This is a genomic window from Luteimonas aquatica, from assembly GCF_022662575.1.
Taxonomy (GTDB): Bacteria; Pseudomonadota; Gammaproteobacteria; order Xanthomonadales; family Xanthomonadaceae; genus Luteimonas; species Luteimonas aquatica.
Window position 1 is genome coordinate 1,075,986 of sequence record NZ_JALBFU010000001.1, and the last position, 19,426, is coordinate 1,095,411.

General features: G+C 70.1%; 15 protein-coding genes and 2 riboswitches. Of the genes, 10 read left to right on the forward strand and 5 right to left on the reverse strand.

The window, feature by feature from the left end:
* The first annotated feature begins 177 nt into the window (after positions 1–177).
* From MD221_RS05040 to MD221_RS05060, 5 genes are all read left to right on the forward strand, one after another.
* Positions 178–1,026, forward strand: a complete 849-nt coding sequence (locus tag MD221_RS05040; protein ID WP_242108244.1) for a phosphatase PAP2 family protein — start codon at positions 178–180, stop codon at positions 1,024–1,026.
* Positions 1,023–2,717, forward strand: a complete 1,695-nt coding sequence (locus tag MD221_RS05045; protein ID WP_242108247.1) for a phosphoethanolamine transferase — start codon at positions 1,023–1,025, stop codon at positions 2,715–2,717. Before MD221_RS05040 ends, MD221_RS05045 begins: the two co-directional genes overlap by 4 nt.
* Positions 2,669–3,502: a COG4705 family protein gene (locus MD221_RS05050; protein WP_242108249.1), complete on the forward strand. Its 834-nt coding sequence runs from the start codon at positions 2,669–2,671 to the stop codon at positions 3,500–3,502. Before MD221_RS05045 ends, MD221_RS05050 begins: the two co-directional genes overlap by 49 nt.
* 118 nt (positions 3,503–3,620) lie before the next feature.
* On the forward strand, positions 3,621–5,711 hold the full coding sequence (locus MD221_RS05055) for a phosphocholine-specific phospholipase C (protein ID WP_242108251.1): 2,091 nt from the start codon (positions 3,621–3,623) through the stop codon (positions 5,709–5,711).
* Positions 5,712–5,842: 131 nt separating this feature from the next.
* Positions 5,843–7,858 (forward strand): M2 family metallopeptidase, encoded by a 2,016-nt coding sequence (locus MD221_RS05060; protein ID WP_425602203.1) that lies wholly within the window; start codon positions 5,843–5,845, stop codon positions 7,856–7,858.
* Between the two features lie 26 nt (positions 7,859–7,884).
* Here MD221_RS05060 and MD221_RS05065 read toward each other — a convergent pair whose 3' ends face one another.
* On the reverse strand, positions 7,885–8,946 hold the full coding sequence (locus MD221_RS05065) for an oxidoreductase (protein ID WP_242108253.1): 1,062 nt from the start codon (positions 8,944–8,946) through the stop codon (positions 7,885–7,887).
* Positions 8,947–9,012: 66 nt separating this feature from the next.
* Here MD221_RS05065 and MD221_RS05070 point away from each other — a divergent pair, with 66 nt between their 5' ends.
* Complete coding sequence (locus MD221_RS05070) at positions 9,013–10,017, forward strand: LysR family transcriptional regulator (RefSeq protein ID WP_242108254.1); 1,005 nt, start codon at positions 9,013–9,015, stop codon at positions 10,015–10,017.
* 7 nt (positions 10,018–10,024) lie between these two features.
* Here MD221_RS05070 and MD221_RS05075 read toward each other — a convergent pair whose 3' ends face one another.
* Together MD221_RS05075 and MD221_RS05080 are read right to left on the reverse strand one after the other, a co-directional pair.
* Positions 10,025–11,275, reverse strand: a complete 1,251-nt coding sequence (locus MD221_RS05075; RefSeq protein ID WP_242108256.1) for a multidrug effflux MFS transporter — start codon at positions 11,273–11,275, stop codon at positions 10,025–10,027.
* Position 11,276: 1 nt separating this feature from the next.
* Complete coding sequence (locus tag MD221_RS05080; protein ID WP_242108257.1) at positions 11,277–11,714, reverse strand: VOC family protein; 438 nt, start codon at positions 11,712–11,714, stop codon at positions 11,277–11,279.
* A gap of 144 nt (positions 11,715–11,858) precedes the next feature.
* Positions 11,859–11,959, forward strand: a riboswitch (glycine riboswitch).
* Between the two features lie 4 nt (positions 11,960–11,963).
* Positions 11,964–12,087: riboswitch (glycine riboswitch) on the forward strand.
* A gap of 118 nt (positions 12,088–12,205) precedes the next feature.
* Here MD221_RS05080 and gcvP point away from each other — a divergent pair.
* Positions 12,206–15,112 (forward strand): aminomethyl-transferring glycine dehydrogenase, encoded by a 2,907-nt coding sequence (gcvP, locus tag MD221_RS05085; protein ID WP_242108258.1) that lies wholly within the window; start codon positions 12,206–12,208, stop codon positions 15,110–15,112.
* Positions 15,113–15,278: 166 nt separating this feature from the next.
* On the opposite strand, the gene MD221_RS05090 is transcribed toward gcvP, so the two are convergent.
* Complete coding sequence (locus tag MD221_RS05090) at positions 15,279–15,620, reverse strand: cupin domain-containing protein (protein ID WP_242108259.1); 342 nt, start codon at positions 15,618–15,620, stop codon at positions 15,279–15,281.
* 146 nt (positions 15,621–15,766) lie between these two features.
* Positions 15,767–16,120, reverse strand: a complete 354-nt coding sequence (locus tag MD221_RS05095; protein WP_242108260.1) for a hypothetical protein — start codon at positions 16,118–16,120, stop codon at positions 15,767–15,769.
* 190 nt (positions 16,121–16,310) lie between these two features.
* Between MD221_RS05095 and MD221_RS05100 the strand changes: the two genes are divergently transcribed.
* The 3 genes from MD221_RS05100 to MD221_RS05110 all read left to right on the forward strand — a co-directional run bounded on the left by MD221_RS05100 (position 16,311) and on the right by MD221_RS05110 (position 19,341).
* Complete coding sequence (locus tag MD221_RS05100) at positions 16,311–17,423, forward strand: sensor histidine kinase (protein ID WP_242108261.1); 1,113 nt, start codon at positions 16,311–16,313, stop codon at positions 17,421–17,423.
* The gene (locus MD221_RS05105) at positions 17,420–18,196 is read left to right on the forward strand and encodes a LytR/AlgR family response regulator transcription factor (protein ID WP_242108262.1); all 777 of its coding nucleotides are present in this window, start codon (positions 17,420–17,422) and stop codon (positions 18,194–18,196) included. Before MD221_RS05100 ends, MD221_RS05105 begins: the two co-directional genes overlap by 4 nt.
* A gap of 203 nt (positions 18,197–18,399) precedes the next feature.
* Complete coding sequence (locus tag MD221_RS05110) at positions 18,400–19,341, forward strand: alpha/beta fold hydrolase (RefSeq protein WP_242108263.1); 942 nt, start codon at positions 18,400–18,402, stop codon at positions 19,339–19,341.
* The last annotated feature ends 85 nt before the right edge of the window (positions 19,342–19,426 follow it).

Genomic DNA, 19,426 nt, shown 5'->3' on the forward strand with positions numbered 1-19,426 from the left:
ATGGCGCATGTCGAAAAAACGTGGGAGGCCATGTTCGCACACCGCCGACTGAATGCCCGGTGTCCGCGGCCCGCGCGCATCCGGATTTAACGCCCGGGCAACGCCGTTCCGACCGCTCTCCGACAGCGCCGGCCACACCATGCCGCCGCGTCGAAGCCGGTGACAGAGTCCGCGAGCGTGTCCGAACCCATCCCTTCCTTGCCGAGCGCGAGGTCCCTTCCCCTGCTGCCGGCGGCACGGTACCGCGGCATCGCCGGCGCGGCGCCGGCCTGGCAGCCGCCGGCCTGGTTCGTCCCGCAACTGTTGCTGCCCCTGGCCGCGTTCGTGGCCGCCAATGTCGTGCTGCTCGGCCTGGGCGGCGACCGCTGGCTGGCCGACCGCCTGTTCGCCTGGCAGGGCCATCGCTGGGCGCTGCAGGACGCCATGCTCACCTCCGGCATCATCCATGAGGGCGGCAAGCGCCTGAGCGCCCTGGCATGGATCGGGGTACTGGCCTGCCTGGCAGCCGTCTGGCGCAGGCCGGACCGGACGCGCCTGCGCCGCCCGCTGGCCTGCCTGGCGCTGTCGGTGCTGCTTTCCACGCTGCTGGTCTCCGTGCTCAAGCACCGGCTGCAAGTCGACTGCCCCTGGGACCTGGCCGCCTACGGCGGCACGCGCCCCTATCTCGGCCTCTTCGAGGCGCGTCCGGCCTGGCTGCATGCCAGCGGCTGCTTCCCCGCCGGCCATGCCAGCGCCGGCTATGCTTGGGTCGCGCTGTATTTCTTCTTCCTGAGCACGCGCCGCGACTGGCGCTGGTACGGCCTGGGCATCGGCCTCGCCGCCGGACTGGTGTTCGGCGTCTCGCAGCAGTTGCGCGGCGCGCACTTCCTCTCCCACGACGTCTGGTCGCTGATGCTGTGCTGGCTGGTGGCGCTGCTGCTGCACCGGGCGAGCATCCGCTGGTCGCTGGCGCGCGCGGCGCTGGCCGCGCGGCGCAACGCCCTGGCCGCATCGTCCGCCGGGGCCGGCCGGAGCGTGGCGCGATGAATGCCCTGCCCCGCCAGGCGCCGGCGCGGCAATGGTCCCTGCCGGGCTGGATCGCGCTGCGCCCCACGCTGAGCCTGGAAGTGCTGGCGATGCTGGCCAGCGCGTTCTTCCTGGCCTGCTACAACATCGCCTTCTGGCGCGCGATCGTCGTCCAGCTCGATGCCTCCTGGCGCCTGATCGCCGCGCTGGTGGTGCTGATCTGGGCGCTGCAGGCCTTCCTGCTGGGGCTGGCGTTCACGCGCTGGACCGCCAAGCCGGTGCTGACCGTGCTGCTGCTGGTCAGCGCCTGCGCCGCCTATTACATGACCGCCTACAACATCTACCTCGACGCGGACATGATCCGCAACGTGGTGCACACCGAAACCCGAGAGGCGGGCGAGCTGATCGTGCCGGGGCTGCTGCCCTACCTGTTGCTGCTCGGCGTCGCGCCCACGCTGCTGCTGTGGCGGCTGCGGTTCGCCAGGCGGACATGGACGCGCGCGCTGGCGGTGCGCGCCGGGTTCCTGGCGGCCATGCTGCTGGTCGGCGCCGCCGGCGCGATGTTCGCGTTCAAGGACCTGTCCGCGCTGATCCGCAACCAGCGCGAGGTGCGTTACCTGGTCACGCCTTCCAACTACATCGTCTCCCTGGCCAGGGTGCTGGCCACCGACGAGCAGCAGGCGCACGCCCCGCTGCAACCGATCGGCGAGGACGCGATGCAGGCGCCGCGCCTGCCCGGCGGCAAGCCGCGCCTGCTGGTCTTCGTGCTCGGGGAAACCGCGCGCGCCGCCAACTGGGGACTCAACGGCTACGCGCGGCAGACCACGCCGGAGCTGGCCGCGCTGCCGGACCTGATCAATTTCCCGCGCACCGATTCCTGCGGCACCAGCACCGAAGTCTCGGTGCCCTGCCTGTTCTCGCCCTGGGGCCGCCACGACTACGACGAGAACACGATCCGCCGCCACCAGTCCCTGCTGCACGTGCTGCAGCGCGCCGGCGTGGACACGCTCTGGCGCGACAACCAGACCGGCTGCAAGGGCGTGTGCGACGGCCTGCCGTTCGAGTCGGTCGCCGACGCCAAGGACCCGCAGCTGTGCAACGGCAAGCGCTGCTTCGACGAGATCCTGCTGCAGGGCCTGGCCGCGCGCATCGCGCCGGACGGCCGCGACCGCATCGTGGTGCTGCACGGGCTGGGCAACCACGGCCCGGCGTACTTCCAGCGCTACCCGCAGCGGTTCCGCCGCTTCGTGCCCACCTGCGACACCGACGAACTCGGCGACTGCTCGCGCGAGCAGATCGTCAACAGCTACGACAATGCCCTGCTGTACACGGACCACTTCATCGACCAGACGATCGCATTCCTGAGGAAACAGGAGGCCTACGACACCGCGCTGATCTACGTCTCCGACCACGGCGAGTCGCTCGGCGAGAAGGGGCTGTTCCTGCACGGCGTGCCCTACGCGATCGCGCCGCAGGAGCAGACCCACGTGCCGATGGCGATGTGGTTCTCGCCGGGGTTCGCGCGGGCAGACGGCCTCGACCTCGCCTGCCTGCGCGCAGCGGCGGCCGCGCCCGCCAGCCACGACAATCTGTTCCCGTCGATCCTCGGCCTGATGGACGTACGCACGCGCCTGTACGACGCCAGCCTCGACCTGTTCCGTTCGTGCCGCAGGGCACCGGGCGCGCCTGGCGCGACGGCGACAGCCAGGTGAATCGCACGGCCCGCATTCCCGCGCCGCCGCGCGGGGCGAACGCCGAAGGCGCCGCCAAGGTTCCGGCGGTCACGCTGGGGTTCTGGGTCATCAAGATCGTCGCGACGACACTCGGCGAAACCGGCGGCGACTCGGTTTCGATGGCACTGGGCCTGGGCTATCTCGTCTCCACCGCCATCTTCATGGCGATCTTCCTGGTCGCGGTCAACGCGCAGATCGCGACCACGTCCTACCGCGCCGGATTCTATTGGGCCGCGATCGTGGCCTCGACCACCGTCGGAACCACGCTGGCGGATTTCGTCGACCGTTCGCTCGGCATCGGGTATCCCGGCGGAACGCTCGTCGTCCTGGCGCTGCTCGGCCTGTCGCTCGCGGCATGGCACCGCTCGCTGGGCTCGATCGATCCGGGCACGGTCGCAACGCCGAAATCCGAAGCGTTCTACTGGCTGACGATCATGCTGTCGCAGACGCTTGGCACCGCGCTCGGCGACTGGACCGCCGGCATCCCGGGCCTGGGCTATCTCGGCGGGGCCGCGATCTTCGGCGGCGCGCTGGCGCTGATCGCGACAGCGGCGCTGTGGACAAAGCTGCCGCGTACCGCCCTGTTCTGGGCGGCGTTCGTGCTGACGCGGCCGCTCGGCGCCGTGGTCGGCGATTTTCTCGACAAGCCGGTCGCCAAGGGCGGCCTGGAACTGGGCCTGTATCCCGCCACCACGACGCTGCTCATCGCGATCGTGGTCCTGGTCGCGCTGATCCCACAGCGCGCGGCGGCGCGCGCGCACTGATGCTGCAACCGCATAGCGCCGCATGCGCCGCACGTCACGGGCGCAGGCCGCAGAATCCCGACGCAATGTCATGATGTCCGGTTAGACTCGGCGCCTAGTCTCCCGAAAGGCACCGCCCATGGTTTCCGAGCAACGGCGTCATTTCCTGAAACTGGCGGCGACTTCGGCCGGTGCCGCGGCCGGCATGCACCTGCTGCCGCAGGTGATCCGCGATGCGCTGGCGGTGCCCGCCGCGCGCGTCACCGGCACGCTCAACGACGTGCAGCACGTGGTGATCCTGATGCAGGAGAACCGCTCCTTCGACCACTACTTCGGGGCGCTGCGCGGCGTGCGCGGCTTCGGCGATCCGCGCCCGATCCCGCTGCCCGGCGGCAAGAGCGTCTGGGAACAGCCCAACCGCATCGGCAGCAAGAGCACCACGCTGCCGTTCCGCCTGGACACCGACAAGACCGCGGCGCAGTGCCTGGCCGACATCGACCACAGCTGGAAGGGATCGCATGCGCTGTGGAAGAACTACGACGCCTGGATCCAGGTCAAGGGCAAGTTCTGCATGGGGCACTTCACCCGCGCCGACCTGCCGTTCTACTACGCCCTGGCCGACGCGTTCACGATCTGCGACGCCTACTACTGCTCGCACCACGGCCCCACCAACCCCAACCGCATGCACCTGTTCACCGGCACCAGCGGCATGACCGTCGGCGACTACGGTCCGCAAGCCGTCAACAACGCCGACGACGGCAACTGGACCGGGGACATGGGCAAGGACAACCCGGACTTCGCCGGCCACGCCTGGTCCACCTACGCCGAGCGCCTGCAGGCGGCCGGCGTGGCCTGGAAGGTGTACCAGGAGTACGACAACTACGGCGACAACTCGCTCGCCTACTTCAGGAACTTCCGCAAGCTCGACACCGCCTCCGAACTCTACCGGCGCGGCCGCGCCGTGGTGCCCGGGTCCAACGCCGGCAACAAGGACACCTCACGCGGCGAACACCTGATCGCCGCCTTCGCCGAGGACGTGCGCAACGGCACGCTGCCGGCGGTGTCCTGGATCGTGCCCTCGTACATCATGAGCGAGCATCCGGCGGCCACGCCCGCCTACGGCGAATCGCTGACCGCGCGGCTGCTGGAGACGCTGGCCGCCCATCCCGAGGTCTGGTCGAAGACGGTGTTCATCGTCAACTACGATGAGAACGGCGGCTTCTTCGACCATGCCGCGCCGCACCTGCCGGCGATCGACCGCAACCTCGGCCTGAGCACCGTCGACACCGCCACCGAGAACTACAAGGGCGTGCCGGTCGGCCTGGGCGTACGCGTGCCGATGCTGGTGATCTCGCCCTGGAGCAAGGGCGGCTGGGTCAACTCGCAGGTGTTCGACCACACGTCGGTGCTGCGCCTGCTCGAGCAGCGCTTCGGCGTGGTCGAGCCGAACATCAGCGCCTGGCGGCGCGCGGTGTGCGGCGATCTCACCTCGGCGCTGGAATTCGCCGATCCCGACAGCGCCTGGCCCGCCCTGCCGGACACCAGCGGCCACATCGGCAACGCCGACGCCAGCTGCGCGCTCGATCCGCCGCGCGTGCCCAGCAAGCAGGCCATGCCGCGCCAGGAGCCCGGACGCCGCCCCGCCTGCGCCCTGCCCTACGCGCTGCACGTGCATGGCCGCGTCGACGTGGCGGCCGGCAAGTACTGGCTCGATTTCGTCAACGACGGCGCCGGCGGCGCCGGCTTCAACGTCTATTCGCACAATCGCGGCGACGGCCCCTGGTTCTACACCGTGGAAGCCGGCAAGCGGCTGTCCGACTACTGGAGCGCGGCCGCGGTCACCGCCGGCAAGTACGACCTGCGCGCCTTCGGCCCGAACGGTTTCCTGCGCGAATTCAAGGGCGACGTGGCGCTGGCCGGCGCCGGCAAGGCGCAGCCGGAAGTGGAAGCGGCCTACGATCCGGCCGGCGGCGTCCTGCGCCTGCGGCTGCGCAACCAGGGCGCCGCGGCCTGCACGCTGACCGTGAAGCCCAACCGCTACAGCAACGAGTCCGCGCGCACGCACGCGCTGGGCGCCGACGCCAGCATCGAGGACGTCTGGCAAATCGCCGGCAGCGACCACTGGTACGACCTGAGCATCACCTCCAGCAGCGACGGCGGCTACCTGCGCCGGCTCGCCGGCCACGCCGAGACCGGCCAGGCCAGCTTCAGCGACCCGGCGCTGACCTGAGCGGCCATGCCGATCCGATGCCCTCTCGGCATCGGACGCGGTTTCCATACGCCCGCAGGCTTGCGATCCCTCCCCCGGCCCACTAGCCTGCCCGCACCTGCGCCCCCGAGGCGCGTGCCCGAGACTCGCCCGTGAGCCATCGCCGTCATTCCCCGCCTCTGCGTGCCGCGTTCCTCGCCTGCGTCTGCGCGCTGGCCATCGCCGGCTGCAAGGATGCGTCCCGCACCGGCCAGCAGGCCGACAACGTGCCCAAGGACGAGACCGCCGACGAGTTCATCGCCCGGGTCAACCGCGAATACAAGGAGATGTATCCGGAGTTCACCTCCTCGCAATGGCTGTCGAGCACCTACATCAACGACGACACCAAGCTGCTGGCGGCCAAGGGCAACGAGCGCTTCCTCACCCAGCTCAAGCGCTGGCTGGAGCAGGCCAAGCGCTTCGAGGGACAGAAGATGTCGCCGGCCACGGCGCGCGCCATCAACCTGCTCAAGCTCGGCACCTCGATGCCGCCGCCGAAGGATCCCGCCAAGCTCACCGAACTCACCGCCATCGCCACCGACCTGGAAGGCCAGTACGGCGCCGGCACCTGGTGCCGCGACAAGAGCGATCCCAAGAGCTGCCGCCAGCTCGGCGACCTCGAGGAAGTCCTGCGCAACAGCCGCGACTACGACGAACAGCTGCAGGCCTGGCAGGGCTGGCACACCATCGCCCAGCCGATGCGCGGCGAATACCAGCGCTTCGCCGAACTGGTCAACGAGGGCGCGCGCGACATGGGCTACGCCGACGCCGGCGAGATGTGGCGCTCGGGCTACGACATGTCGCCGACCGAGTTCGCCGCCGAGACCGACCGGCTCTGGGGCCAGGTGAAGCCGCTCTACGAGCAGTTGCACTGCTACGCGCGCACCAAGCTGGAAGCCAAGTACCCGGACAAGGGCTCTGTCGCCGGCGGCCTGCTGCCGGCGCACCTGATGGGCAACATGTGGCAGCAGGACTGGAGCAACCTGTGGCCGATGCTGGTGCCCTTCCCGGACGCGGGCGACCTGAACATCACCGCCACGCTGGAGAAGCAGTACCAGGCCGGCCTGAACGACCTGCTGATCCAGGAAAACGAGACCATGCCCGCCGAGCGCGAGGCCGACATCGTGCATCGCGCGCAGCTCGACCAGGCGCGGCGCATGACCGAGCGCGCGCAGGATTTCTACACCTCGCTGGGCATGCCCAAGCTGCCGGCCAGCTACTGGGAGAAGTCGCAGCTGATCAAGCCGCGCGACCGCGACGTGGTCTGCCACGCCAGCGCCTGGGACATGAACATGTCCGGCGACGTGCGCACCAAGATGTGCATCAAGCCGAACGAGGAGGACTTCACCACCATCTACCACGAGCTCGGCCACATCTATTACGACCTGGCCTACAACAAGCAGCCGCCGCTGTTCCAGAACGGCGCCAACGACGGCTTCCACGAGGCCATCGGCGACACCATCGTGCTGGCCATGACCCCGCGGTACCTGCAGTCGATCGGCCTGGTCGGCGAGCAGAAGGAGAACCAGGAGGCGCTGATCAACTCGCAGATGCGCATGGCCCTGGCCAAGGTGTCGTTCCTGCCGTTCGGCCTGATGATCGACCGCTGGCGCTGGGGCGTGTTCGACGGCTCGATCAAGCCCGGCGACTACAACAAGGCCTGGTGGCGGCTGAAGGCGCAGTACCAGGGCGTGGCGCCGGCGACGCCGCGCGGCGAGGAGTTCTTCGATCCCGGCGCCAAGTACCACGTGCCCGGCAACACGCCCTACACGCGCTACTTCCTCTCGCACATCCTGCAGTTCCAGTTCTACAAGGCGCTGTGCGACGCCTCGGGCTACAAGGGTCCGCTGTACGCCTGCAGCTTCTACGGCAACAAGGTCGCCGGGCAGAAATTCTGGGCGATGCTCGACAAGGGCGCCAGCCAGCCGTGGCAATCGACGATGCGCGAGCTCACCGGCAACGGCAAGCTCGATGCCGCGCCGATGCTCGAATACTTCGCGCCGCTGCAGACCTGGCTGAAGCAGCAGAACGAGGGCCGCACCTGCGGCTGGACGGTGCCGGCGGCGAACCCGCAGGCCGCGCAGGCGACGAAGCCTGCGAAGGCGAAGCCGGCGACCGGCAAGAGCTGACCTTCGGGGCGCGACCGCGCGGCGCCCTAGGACGCCGCGCGCCCGCCCCGGGCGCGCCGCAGATCCTCGGCATAGTCCGGGCGCTCCAGCAACGGCCTGCCGATGGCGATGAAGTCGGCATGGCCGGCGTCCAGGATCGCCTGGGCGCGCTCGGCGCCGCGGATCAGGCCGACCGCGATGGTCGGCACCGCGAGCGCCCGGCGGATCGTCGCCGCGAACGGCACCTGGTATTCCACGCCGATCCCGTAGGGCACGGCCGGCGAGATGCCGCCGGCCGACACGTCCACCGCCTGCAGGCCGAGCTCGCGCAGCGGGCGCAGCAGTTCGGCCACGTCCTCGGGCGCGAGCCCTTGCGGATCGAAATCGCTGCCCGACACGCGCACCAGCAATGGATAGTCCGGCCCCGCCGCGCGGCGGATCGCCGCGAACGCCTCGCGCAGGAAGCGGCCGCGGTTGCGCGCGGAACCGCCGTAGCGGTCGTCGCGACGGTTGCCGATCGGCGACAGGAACTGGTGCACCAGGAAGCCGTGCGCGGCATGCAGTTCGATGGCGTCGAAGCCGGCCTGCAGCGCGTAGCGCGTGGCGCGCCCGTAGGCGGCGACGGCGGCATCGATCTGCGCCTGCGACATCGCCTGCGGCGTGCCGTAGCCGGCATCGAAGGCAATCGCGCTCGGCGCCAGCAGCGGGCCCGTGCCGCGGAAGGACTTGCGCCCGCCGTGGCTGAGCTGCACCGCGATCGCCGCGCCCTCGGCGTGCACCGCATCGACCACCGCGCGCAGCGGCGCGACGTGGGCGTCGCTGTAGAGGCCGATGTCGTCGCCGAACAGCCGTCCTTCCGGCGCGACGGCGGTGGACTCGACCATCACCAGGCCGACGCCGCCGCGCGCGCGGCGCGCGTAGTGGTGCACGTGATGGGCGGTGGCGCGGGCGTCGGCGGCGCCCTGGTACTGCTGCATCGGCGACATCACCAGGCGGTTGCGCAGGCGCAGGCTGCCCAGCCGCGCCGGCGCGAAAAGATCGGGGGCGGTCCGGCCGCGGGGATCGGCGGCGGCCAGGGCATCGAGGGGAATGGCGGCTTCGCAGTTCATGGCGACGGCTTGCTCGGGAGGTGCGAACAGCCTAGTTTGTCCTCTATATCCGGTTGAATACCCGCCATGTCGGATCATTCAAGACAAAACATCCTTAATGAAGTCTTCGGCGATCGCGCCAGCAGCGGCCTGGCCGCCTTCGTGCAGACCGCGCGCATGGGCAGCTTCGCCAAGGCGGCCGAGCGCATGGGCGGCACGCCCTCGGGCGTGGCCAAGGCGGTGCAGCGCATGGAGCGTCGCCTGGGCACGACGCTGTTCGCGCGCACCACGCGCAAGCTCAGCCTCACCGAGTCCGGCCTGCTGCTGCTCGAACACGCCGACCGCATCCTCGATGCCATCGCGCAGGCCGAGGCCTCGCTGGCGCAGGCCGATGCCGGACCGCGCGGACGGCTGAAGGTGAGCCTCGCGCCGGGCATCGGCCGTGCCCTGGTGCTGCCCTCGCTGCGCGCCTTCATGCAGGCGTATCCCGAGATCCTGCTCGACATCGATTTCGACAGCCGCCAGGTCGACGTCGTGGCCGAGGGCTATGACCTGGTGCTGCGCGGCGGCGTGGCCCCGCCCGATTCCGGCCTGCGCGGGCGCAGCCTCGGCACGGAACGCTCGCTGCTGTGCGCCTCGCCCGACTACCTGCGCGAACGCGGCGTGCCGGCGAGCCCGGCCGCACTGGCCGATCATCGCTGCATCCGCTATCGCAGCCCGACCACCGGACGCATCCGCCCCTGGCCGCTGCCGCCGACGTCCAGCGGCTGCGGCGTGGAGGTGCCGCAGACCATCGTGCTGGGCGATCCCGAGGCGGTGCGCCTGTCGGCGCTGGCCGGCATCGGCATCGCCTCCCTCGCCCGCTACGCGGCGCTGCGCGCCTTCGCCGACGGCAGCCTGCAGCCGGTGCTCGCCGAGGTCCTGTCGCCGCAGGACGAGACCGAGAACTGGCTGCTGTGGCCGCCCGATCGCCAGCACCTGCCCAAGGTGCGCGCCTTCGTCGAGCACGTGGTCGCGGTGTTCGACGCGCATCGCGGCGAGGACACGGCCATCGGCGCCGGCGCGAAGCCGCGGCGCGCGCGCAGGCGTTGAAGCGCCGCTACAGGCGCTCGGTCGGTTCCAGCGCGGCCGGCTCGTCGGGCACGTCCGGCGCGGGATGCCCTTTGCGCGTCATCTCCCAGCGCCAGCACAGCCAGCCGAGCAGCGCGAACACGCCCGCGCCGAGCGCGAGATGCAGGGCATGGTCGCTGAGCAGCGGCGACAGCACGCCGGCCACGAGCGCGTTCATCGTCAGGCCGGTGAAGGCCTGCAGCGACGAGGCCGAGCCGCGCTGGCGCGGATACATGTCCAGGATCGCCAGCGTCAGGATCGGGAAGACCAGCGCCACGCCGAAGGAATTGAGCATCACCGGCAGCACCGCCCACGGGATCGACGGTTGCGGCGCGAAGGCGCTGTAGAGGATGTTCGCCGTCACCGCCGCGCCGCAGCAGGCGAAGCCGATGCCCGCCAGCCGCGCGCCGCTCATCCGTCCGGCCGCGCGCCCGGACAGGAACGCGCCGAGCATCATGCCGCCGATCATCGGCACGAAGAACCAGGCGAACTGGCGCTCGTTCAATTTCAGCAGGTCCAGCACGAACGCCGGCGCCGAGGCGATGTACAGGAACAGCGCGGCGAAGTTGAACGCGCCCGCCGCCGCCAGGCGCTGGAAGCGCGGGTTGACGAAGATCGCCAGGTAGCCGCGCAGCAGCGGACCGGGCCGCAGCGGCAGGCGCGCCGGCTTGGGATGGGTTTCCGGCAGCCACAGCGAGGTGGTCGCGATCAGCAGCAGCGCGAAGGCAACCAGGAACCAGAAGATCATCGGCCAGCGTCCCCAGCCGAGCAGCCAGCCGCCGATGATCGGCGCGATCGCCGGCGCGATCCCGAAGATCATCGACACCTGGCTCATCAGTCGCTGCGCGTCGTCGCCGTGCAGCACGTCGCGGATCACCGCGCGCCCGACGATCAGGCCCACACCCGCCGACAGGCCCTGCAATACGCGAAAGGCCAGCAGCATCGTCAGGTCGGTGGCCAGCGCGCATCCGACCGAGGCCAATGCGTACACCACCAGTCCGGTCAGGATCACCCGCCGCCGCCCCAGCGCGTCCGAAAGCGGGCCGTGCACCACGCTCATCGCCGCGTAGGCGATCAGGTAGGCGCTGATAGTCTGCTGCATCACCAGCTTGTCGGCGCCGAACTGCGCGCCGATCTGCGGAAAGGCCGGGAAGATGGTGTCGATGGAGAACGGGCCGAACATCGCCAGTCCGGCCAGCAGCATCGCCAGCCGCCGCGTCGGGATCGTCGAGGCGGTCATCTCAGGCCGGGGTCGCTGCGGGCGGCTGCGGCGGGCCCTTCAGTTCCACGGTGTTGCCCTCTGGATCGGACAGATACTGCGACGGCCCCTCGCCCTCGGCGCCGTAGCGCGGGCCGAAATCGCCGACTGCCACGCCGTGGGCATGCAGGTGGGCCAGGATGGCATCGTGATCGAAAGGATCCACGCGCAGGCATAGATGGTCGAGGTTGTGCCCCTCGGCCCCGGGCGCCGCGCCGCCGGCGCGGCCGAGCTTGCCGGCGACGTCCACCAGGTCGATCAGCGAGTCCCCGGCGCGCAGCTGCAGCAGGCCGATCTCGTCCTGCCTGCGCTCCACGGTGCATCCCAGCACCTGGCAATAGAAGGCCTGCATGCGCGCGCTGTCGCGCACGCGCAGCACGATGTGGTCGATCCGGTGAAGCTGGAATGGCGGGACGGACATGGGGGGATCCGAACGGTGCGAGCGCACATGTTAAGGAATTGCCGCCGCCCATGCCGGGCGGGACGTTCCGTTCCAGGGTCTCCGGCGTCCGGCCAGGCCGTCGGCCCCGGCCGTCCCGGCCCCGGTCCGGGCTATAATTCCGCCGGCAAGACCGTGGGAGAAGCGGTCCCGCCCTCCGGGGCCGGAACCGCTGCCGAAGGCGCAAACGCCCGTAATCGCTCAGGCCCAAAGACCACACGCAGGACTCGCGGCAAAAACTCTGGAGAGACCGGACCGCCCGCGAGGGTGCGCTCCGGCGCCGAAGGGGCACGAGGCTTCCGCCGAAATGCGGGTCAGCTTCCAAACTCTCAGGCAAAAGGACAGAGGGGCATCCAACGCGCGGGGACGCACGCCCGGCCTCATCGGCCCGGCCGTTGCCGATCCCGCCGTTGCCGATGATGTTCCCGATCTGTTCCCAAGCCCCTGTTCCCAAGCCTCCGGACGCCCCTGCCATGTCGAATCACGGCTCATCCCACAGCGCTTCGCCTTCGCTGCGCGATCTCGAAGACCATTCCGCCTTCGTCGCACGCCACATCGGCCCCAACGACGCCGAGATCGCGCAGATGCTGCGCGCCATCGGCCACGACTCGCTGGAATCGATGACCGACGCGATCGTGCCCGGCCAGCTCCGGCTCGGTGCGGACAAGTCGCCGACGCCGCTGGCATTGCCCGAGGCGATCACCGAGGTCGAGGCGCTGGCCAAGATCCGCGCCGTCGCCGGCAAGAACCGCGTGTTCAGGAGCTTCATCGGCCAGGGCTACTACGGCACGCACACGCCCAACGTCATCCTGCGCAACATCCTCGAGAACCCGGCCTGGTACACCGCCTACACGCCCTACCAGGCCGAGATCTCGCAGGGCCGCATGGAGGCGCTGATCAACTTCCAGACCATGGTGGCCGATCTCACCGGCATGGAGATCGCCAACGCCTCGCTGCTGGACGAGGCCACCGCCGCCGCCGAGGCGATGACGCTGGCCAAGCGCTCGGTCAAGTCCAAGTCCGACACGTTCTTCGTGTCCAGCGGCGTGCACCCGCAGACGATCGAGGTGCTCAAGACCCGCGCCGAACCGCTCGGCATCGCCCTGCACATCGGCGACGACGCCGAGGCCGCCAGCGTCGACGCCTTCGGCCTGCTGCTGCAGTACCCGGACACGCGCGGCGCGGCCCACGACTACAAGGCCCTGGCCGACGCGGCGCACGCGCGCGGCGCGCTGGTGGCCGTGGCCACCGACCTGCTCGCCCTCACCCTGCTGGCCTCGCCCGGCGAATGGGGCGCGGACATCGTGGTCGGCAACAGCCAGCGCTTCGGCGTGCCGTTCGGCTTCGGCGGCCCGCACGCCGGCTTCATGGCCTGCCGCGACGCCTACAAGCGCTCCATGCCCGGGCGCCTGATCGGCGTCTCGATCGACGCCGAGGGCAAGCCGGCCTACCGCCTCACCCTGCAGACCCGCGAGCAGCACATCCGCCGCGAGAAGGCCACCTCCAACATCTGCACCGCGCAGGTGCTGCTGGCGGTGATGGCCAGCATGTACGCCGTCTACCACGGCCCCGAGGGCCTGGTGCGCATCGCCCGCCGCGTGCACCGCCTGGCCGCGATCCTGGCCGGCGCGCTGCGCCAGGCCGGCCTCGAGGTCGGTGGGGACTTCTTCGACACCCTGGACATCGCCGGCGTGGACGCCGACGCGCTGCACGCCAAGGCGACCGCCGCGGGCATCAACCTCAACGCCTCCGGCGACCCGGGCCGCGTCGGCCTAAGCCTGGACGAGACGACCACCCGCGCCGACGTGATCGAGCTGGCCGCGCTGTTCGGCGCGCGCATCGACGACATCGACGCGCTCGATGCCGCGACCGCCGATGCCCTGCCGGCCGGCCTGCTGCGCGCCAGCACCTTCCTGCAGCACCCGGTGTTCAACACCCACCACAGCGAGCACGAGCTGCTGCGCTACATGCGCCAGCTCGCCGACAAGGACCTGGCGATGGATCGCACCATGATCCCGCTCGGCTCCTGCACCATGAAGCTCAACGCCACCGCCGAGATGATCCCGGTGACCTGGCCCGAGTTCGCCAACATCCATCCGCTCGCCCCGGCCGCGCAGACCGCCGGTTACCGGCAGCTGATCGACGAACTGGAGGCGATGCTGGTCGAGTGCACCGGCTACGACGCCGTCAGCCTGCAGCCCAACTCGGGCGCGCAGGGCGAGTTCGCCGGCCTGCTCGCCATCCGCGCCTACCACCGCTCGCGCGGCGACGACCATCGCGACATCTGCCTGATCCCAGAATCCGCGCACGGCACCAACCCGGCTTCGGCGCAGATGTGCGGCATGACCGTGGTGGTCACCAAGTGCGACGGCAACGGCAACGTCGATCTCGACGACATCCGAGCCAAGGCCGAGAAGTACGGCGATCGCCTCGCCGCGCTGATGATCACCTACCCTTCCACCCACGGCGTGTTCGAGGAGGACGTGGTCGCGATCTGCGACATCGTCCACCAGCACGGCGGGCAGGTGTACACCGACGGCGCCAACATGAACGCCCTGGTCGGCGTGGCCAAGCCCGGCAAGTGGGGCTCGGACGTTTCGCACCTCAACCTGCACAAGACCTTCTGCATCCCGCACGGCGGCGGCGGCCCCGGCGTCGGCCCCTGCGCGGTCAAGTCGCACCTGGCGCCGTTCCTGCCCCGCACCATCGGCGGCGAAGGGGCGGTCGGCATGGTCAGCGCCGCCAGCTATGGCAGCGCCAGCATCCTGCCGATCAGCTGGATGTACATCACGCTGATGGGCGCGGCCGGCCTGCGCAAGGCCACGCAGGTGGCGCTGCTCAACGCCAACTACATCGCCAAGCGCCTGGCCCCGCACTACAAGACGCTCTACACCGGCCGCAACGGCCTGGTCGCGCACGAGTGCATCCTCGACCTGCGCCCGCTCAAGGACAGCACCGGCGTCAGCGCCGAGGACGTGGCCAAGCGCCTGATCGACTTCGGCTTCCATGCCCCGACGCTGAGCTTCCCGGTGGCCGGCACCCTGATGGTCGAGCCGACCGAATCCGAATCCCTGCACGAGCTCGACCGCTTCATCGACGCGATGATCGAGATCCGCGAGGAGATCCGCGCCATCGAGGACGGCCGCCTGGACCGCGAGGACAACCCGCTGCGCAACGCGCCGCACACCGCCACCATGGCCGCCGCCAGCGAATGGACGCATGCCTATCCGCGCGAGCTGGCGGTGTTTCCGCTGCCCGTGCTCAAGCAGCAGAAGTACTGGCCGCCGGTGGCGCGCGTGGACAACGTCTACGGCGACAAGAACGTCATGTGCGCCTGCATTCCCATCGACGCCTACAAGGAAGAGGCGGAAGAGGCATAGGCAAGCCAGGAAGGGGCGCCTCGGCGCCCCTTCCTCTTTCGACGGAGCGCTTTCGACGGCCTGCTTTCGACCGTCCGCTTTCGGCAGCCTGCTTTCGGCAGATCTTTTCGGATGATCTTGTAGCGGCCGCTATCGGCGGGATGTTTCTGCCCGGCATGGGCGACCGCTAGCCTTTCCCCGCCGGAAGGGCCGTCTCGTCGCGACGATAGGCGGGAGGGGAATAGAAGTTGACCGTCTTCAGCAGGGTGCGCCCGACGTTGCGGATCTCGTGGCGCTCGCCGCGCTCGATCACCAGCAGGCTGCCCGCGCGCAGCCGCTGCCGTTCGCCCTCGACGATGGCCAGGCCCGTGCCGGACACCACGTACAGCCACTGGTCCGCGCCGCGGTGGCGATTGTCCGGCCCGCCTTCGCTGTCCCCGGGCGCGATCACCATTTCCGCCGCCTGAAGCCTGCGCACGTCGAAGGCCACGCGGAATCCTTTGCCGAAACGGAAGTGCTTGTGCCGCATGCCGCGCTCCTGGCTTTTGCGTCACCATGCGCGGATCGCGGTTAACGCGCCATCAAAGCGCGTCGCGCGGAAGCGCACTGCATCGAAAAAACGCGAGCGGACGTCGCCGTCCGCCCGCGCGGGCGAAGGATCGCCCCTGGGAGGCGCTATCTTCCCCGGCCGTCGCCGCGCGGCGACGGCAGCACCCGCAGCCCGCGATGACGGCAGAGATCGAAATCCCTGTAGACCCGCGTCCGGCCGTCGCGGAACGCCACGCGCAGGTCGTAGCGGCAGCCTTCCCCGGCCACCGCGACGGTGACCGCCTCGCCGCCGCCGCGCAGCGGGGCGTCGATCGCCAGCTCGCGGAATCCATCGCCGCCGGCCGCAGCGATCGCCAGCGAGGCGATGCTGTCGTGGGCGCGATTGGTCAGCTCCAGGTAGCGGGTCGGCGGTTCGGCGCGCGCGTGCGCGGTGTCGGCGAGCGAGCAAGCGGCGAGAAGCAACGGGACGATCATGCGCATGGCGGACTCCGGGGCGGACGCGGTCGCCGGTCGCGATCCGGCGGCGCCATCACGCCGTCCCGGGGCCGTCACGGCAACCGTTCCGGGACGAATCGTCGCTGCGGCGCCCCCAATCGTAGCCGTGGCTTCCGGCGCTTTTCAGGCGCCGCTCGCCGTGATTAGCATGCGTCATCCCAAGCGGACGAATGCGATGAAGATTCGGCTCGGCGACATGGAGATCGACGCGACCCGCTACCTGGCCCTGTGGACGGCCGTGGCGCTGGTGTTCGCCGTGCAGCGCCTGCTGCGCGACGTCCTGCTCGGCGGCGAGGTCTGGTCGCTCGGCGTCTATCTGCGCTGGTCGATGATCCAGTGGTACACCTGGGCCGGGCTGGCGCCTTGGGTGTTCCGCCTGGCCGCGCGCCATCCGATCCAGGCGCCGCTGCGCCTGCGCGCGCTGGCGTGGCATCTGTTCGCCAGCGCCGGCATCACCCTGCTCGCCCTGGTGATCGGCGCGATCGTGTCGGTGCCGTTCGAGCCGAGCGGCCTGGTCGAGCAACTGCTGCAGTTCCTCGGCCAGCACGGCGCCACCGGCATGCTCACCTACTGGAGCCTGCTGGCGATCCAGCACTCCCTGCGATTCCACGCCGAGAAGGCGCAGCGCGAAATCGAGGCCGGCAGGCTCGCCGCCGAACTGGCGCAGTCGCGCCTACAGGTGCTGAAGACGCAGCTGCAGCCGCATTTCCTCTTCAACACCCTGCACGCCATCGTCACCCTGCTCGACGAGGACAAGCTGTCCGCCGAGGACATGCTGCTGCGCCTGAGCGAGCTGCTGCGCGCCTTCCTCGAGGATTACGACGGCCAGGAAATCGCGCTGCGCCGCGAACTCGACCTGCTCGACCTCTACCTCGGCATCCAGCGCAAGCGCTTCAAGGACCGGCTCACCACCCAGGTCTACGTCGCCCCGGACACGCTCGACTGCGCCGTGCCCAGCCTGCTGCTGCAGCCGATCGTCGAGAACGCCATCCGCCACGGCATCGGCCGGCGCGTGGGCGCGGACCGCGTCGAGATCGAAAGCCGGCGCGAAGGCGACATGCTGTGCATCGAGGTGCGCAACGGCAACAGCACGCTCGAACCCGGCGAGGCGCCCGCGGGCCACGGCATCGGCCTGTCCAACACGCGCCTGCGGCTGAAGGAGCTCTACGGCGAGCGCGCCGACATCCGCCTCGACATGACCTGGCCGCAAGGCGTGGCCTGCCGCGTCCGCCTGCCTTTCCGCGAGCTCGAAACGCCGGAAGACATACCCGAGCACGTCGCGGCATGAGCATCGCCACGCTGGTGGTCGACGACGAGCCGATCGCGCGCCACGCCATCGTGCGCCTGCTGCGCGATGATCCGGACATCGTCGTGGTCGGCGAATGCGGCGACGGCGCCACGGCCGCGACCGCGATCCGCAACCGCTCGCCGGACCTGGTGTTCCTGGACATCCAGATGCCGGCCATGACCGGCCTGGACGTGGTCGCCGAGATCGGGGCCGAGCGCATGCCGGCCACCGTCTTCGTCACCGCCTACGAGCAGTACGCGGTGCGCGCCTTCGAAGCCAATGCCGTCGACTACCTGGTCAAGCCGTTCAGCCGCGAGCGCTTCGCCGCCACCCTGCGGCGCGCCAAGGCGCGGCTGTCGGCCGCCGACCGCGACACCGCGCGCATCCTGCACGCGCTGGAAGCACTGCGCCGCCGCGAACAGTACATCGAACGCATTCCGGTGCGGGCCGAGGATCGCGTGGTCTTCGTCGACGTCGGCGAGATCGTCTGGATCAAGGCCAACCGCAATCTCGTCGAGCTGCACCTGGCCGGCCGCGTCCATGAGCTGCGCGAAACCATGACCGCCCTCGCCGCCCGCCTCGACCCGCGCCAGTTCGCCCGCATCCACCGTTCGGCGATCATCAACGTGCGCCGGGTCAAGCACATCCATCCGTGGTTCAACGGCCATCACGTGGTCACCATGGATACCGGCCAGCAGCTGCGCATGAGCCGCTACCAGCACGAGGCGTTCCTGCGCCTGGCGACCCTGCAAACGGGCGACGCGCCCGCCTAGGTCCCGATGCGTGCAAGAGGGGGCGCGCACCACCACTGCGCCGCATATCGGGAGACGTGCCGCCATGGCACTCGCATGGCCATCGTGCGTGCTTCCATGCCCCTCATTACCGATCTTGGGGCCTGGATGGCGCACTTCAAGACTTTTCGAATCCCCACAAATTCATATAGTTACGTCTTCCGCCCGCCCCCCCCGCCGCGACCATGGATACCTCCATCCCAACCGCGCAGGCTCCGTCGCTCCGGCCATCCGCGGCGCTCCCCGCGTTCAAGAGCGACGCCCATCGGGATCGATACTTCTCCGCCTACGACGCCGTGCTCGGGGACTGGCCGACGCCTTGCGCGGAGCTGGATATCCGCACCCGCCTGGGAACGACCCATGTCGTCGCGAGCGGCCCCGAGGACGCGCCGCCGCTTCTGCTGCTTCCCAGTTTCGCCGGCACCGCCACCGCCTGGCGTCTCAACGCCGCGGGGCTGAATCGCCACTACCGGACCTACGCCGTCGACGTCGTCGGGCAATCGGGAAAAGGATGGGCGGACCGTCCTTTGCGCAACCGGCACGACTACGCCGACTGGCTCGCCGATCTGCTCGACGGCCTCGGCATCCGGCGCGCGTCGCTCGTCGGCTGCTCCTTCGGCGCTTTCCTGGCCATGAACCAGGCCCTGTCGACGCCCGGGCGCGTCGAACGCATCGTGATGATCAGCCCGGTCGGCGTATTCGCCTCGCAATTCTGGACGCTGACCTTCCGCGCGCGCATCAAGCGGCCGCTGGTCAAGCTCCTTCGCCGGCTCTCCCGCAGCGGGAAAGCCGCCAGCATGGCGGACCTCGGCATCCGGCCGCGCGACGCCAAATGGGCGACGCTGATGGCCGTCACGATGGCGTCGACCGCGAAAGTGAGCGTCATCACGCCGACGGTGTTCGGCCGCCGCCAGCTGCGCGGCCTCCGCGCGCCCGCCCTGCTGCTGATCGGCGACCGCGAGCAGCTCTACGATCCGTCCGCGATGCTCGCGCTGGCGCGCAAACGCATGCCGGCGCTCGAGGGCGCCATCGTCGCCGACGCCGACCACATCGCGGCCATGGCGCAGCCCGAGGACGTCAACGAACGGATCCTGCGTTTCCTGCGCGCCAGTACCGCCCAGGGATGACGTAGCCGGCCGAGGCCGCGCCGCCCTATCGCCGCCCGGGCGACGCCCCTCGGCCCGCGCGCGCATCGGCCGCAAGCGCGCTGCG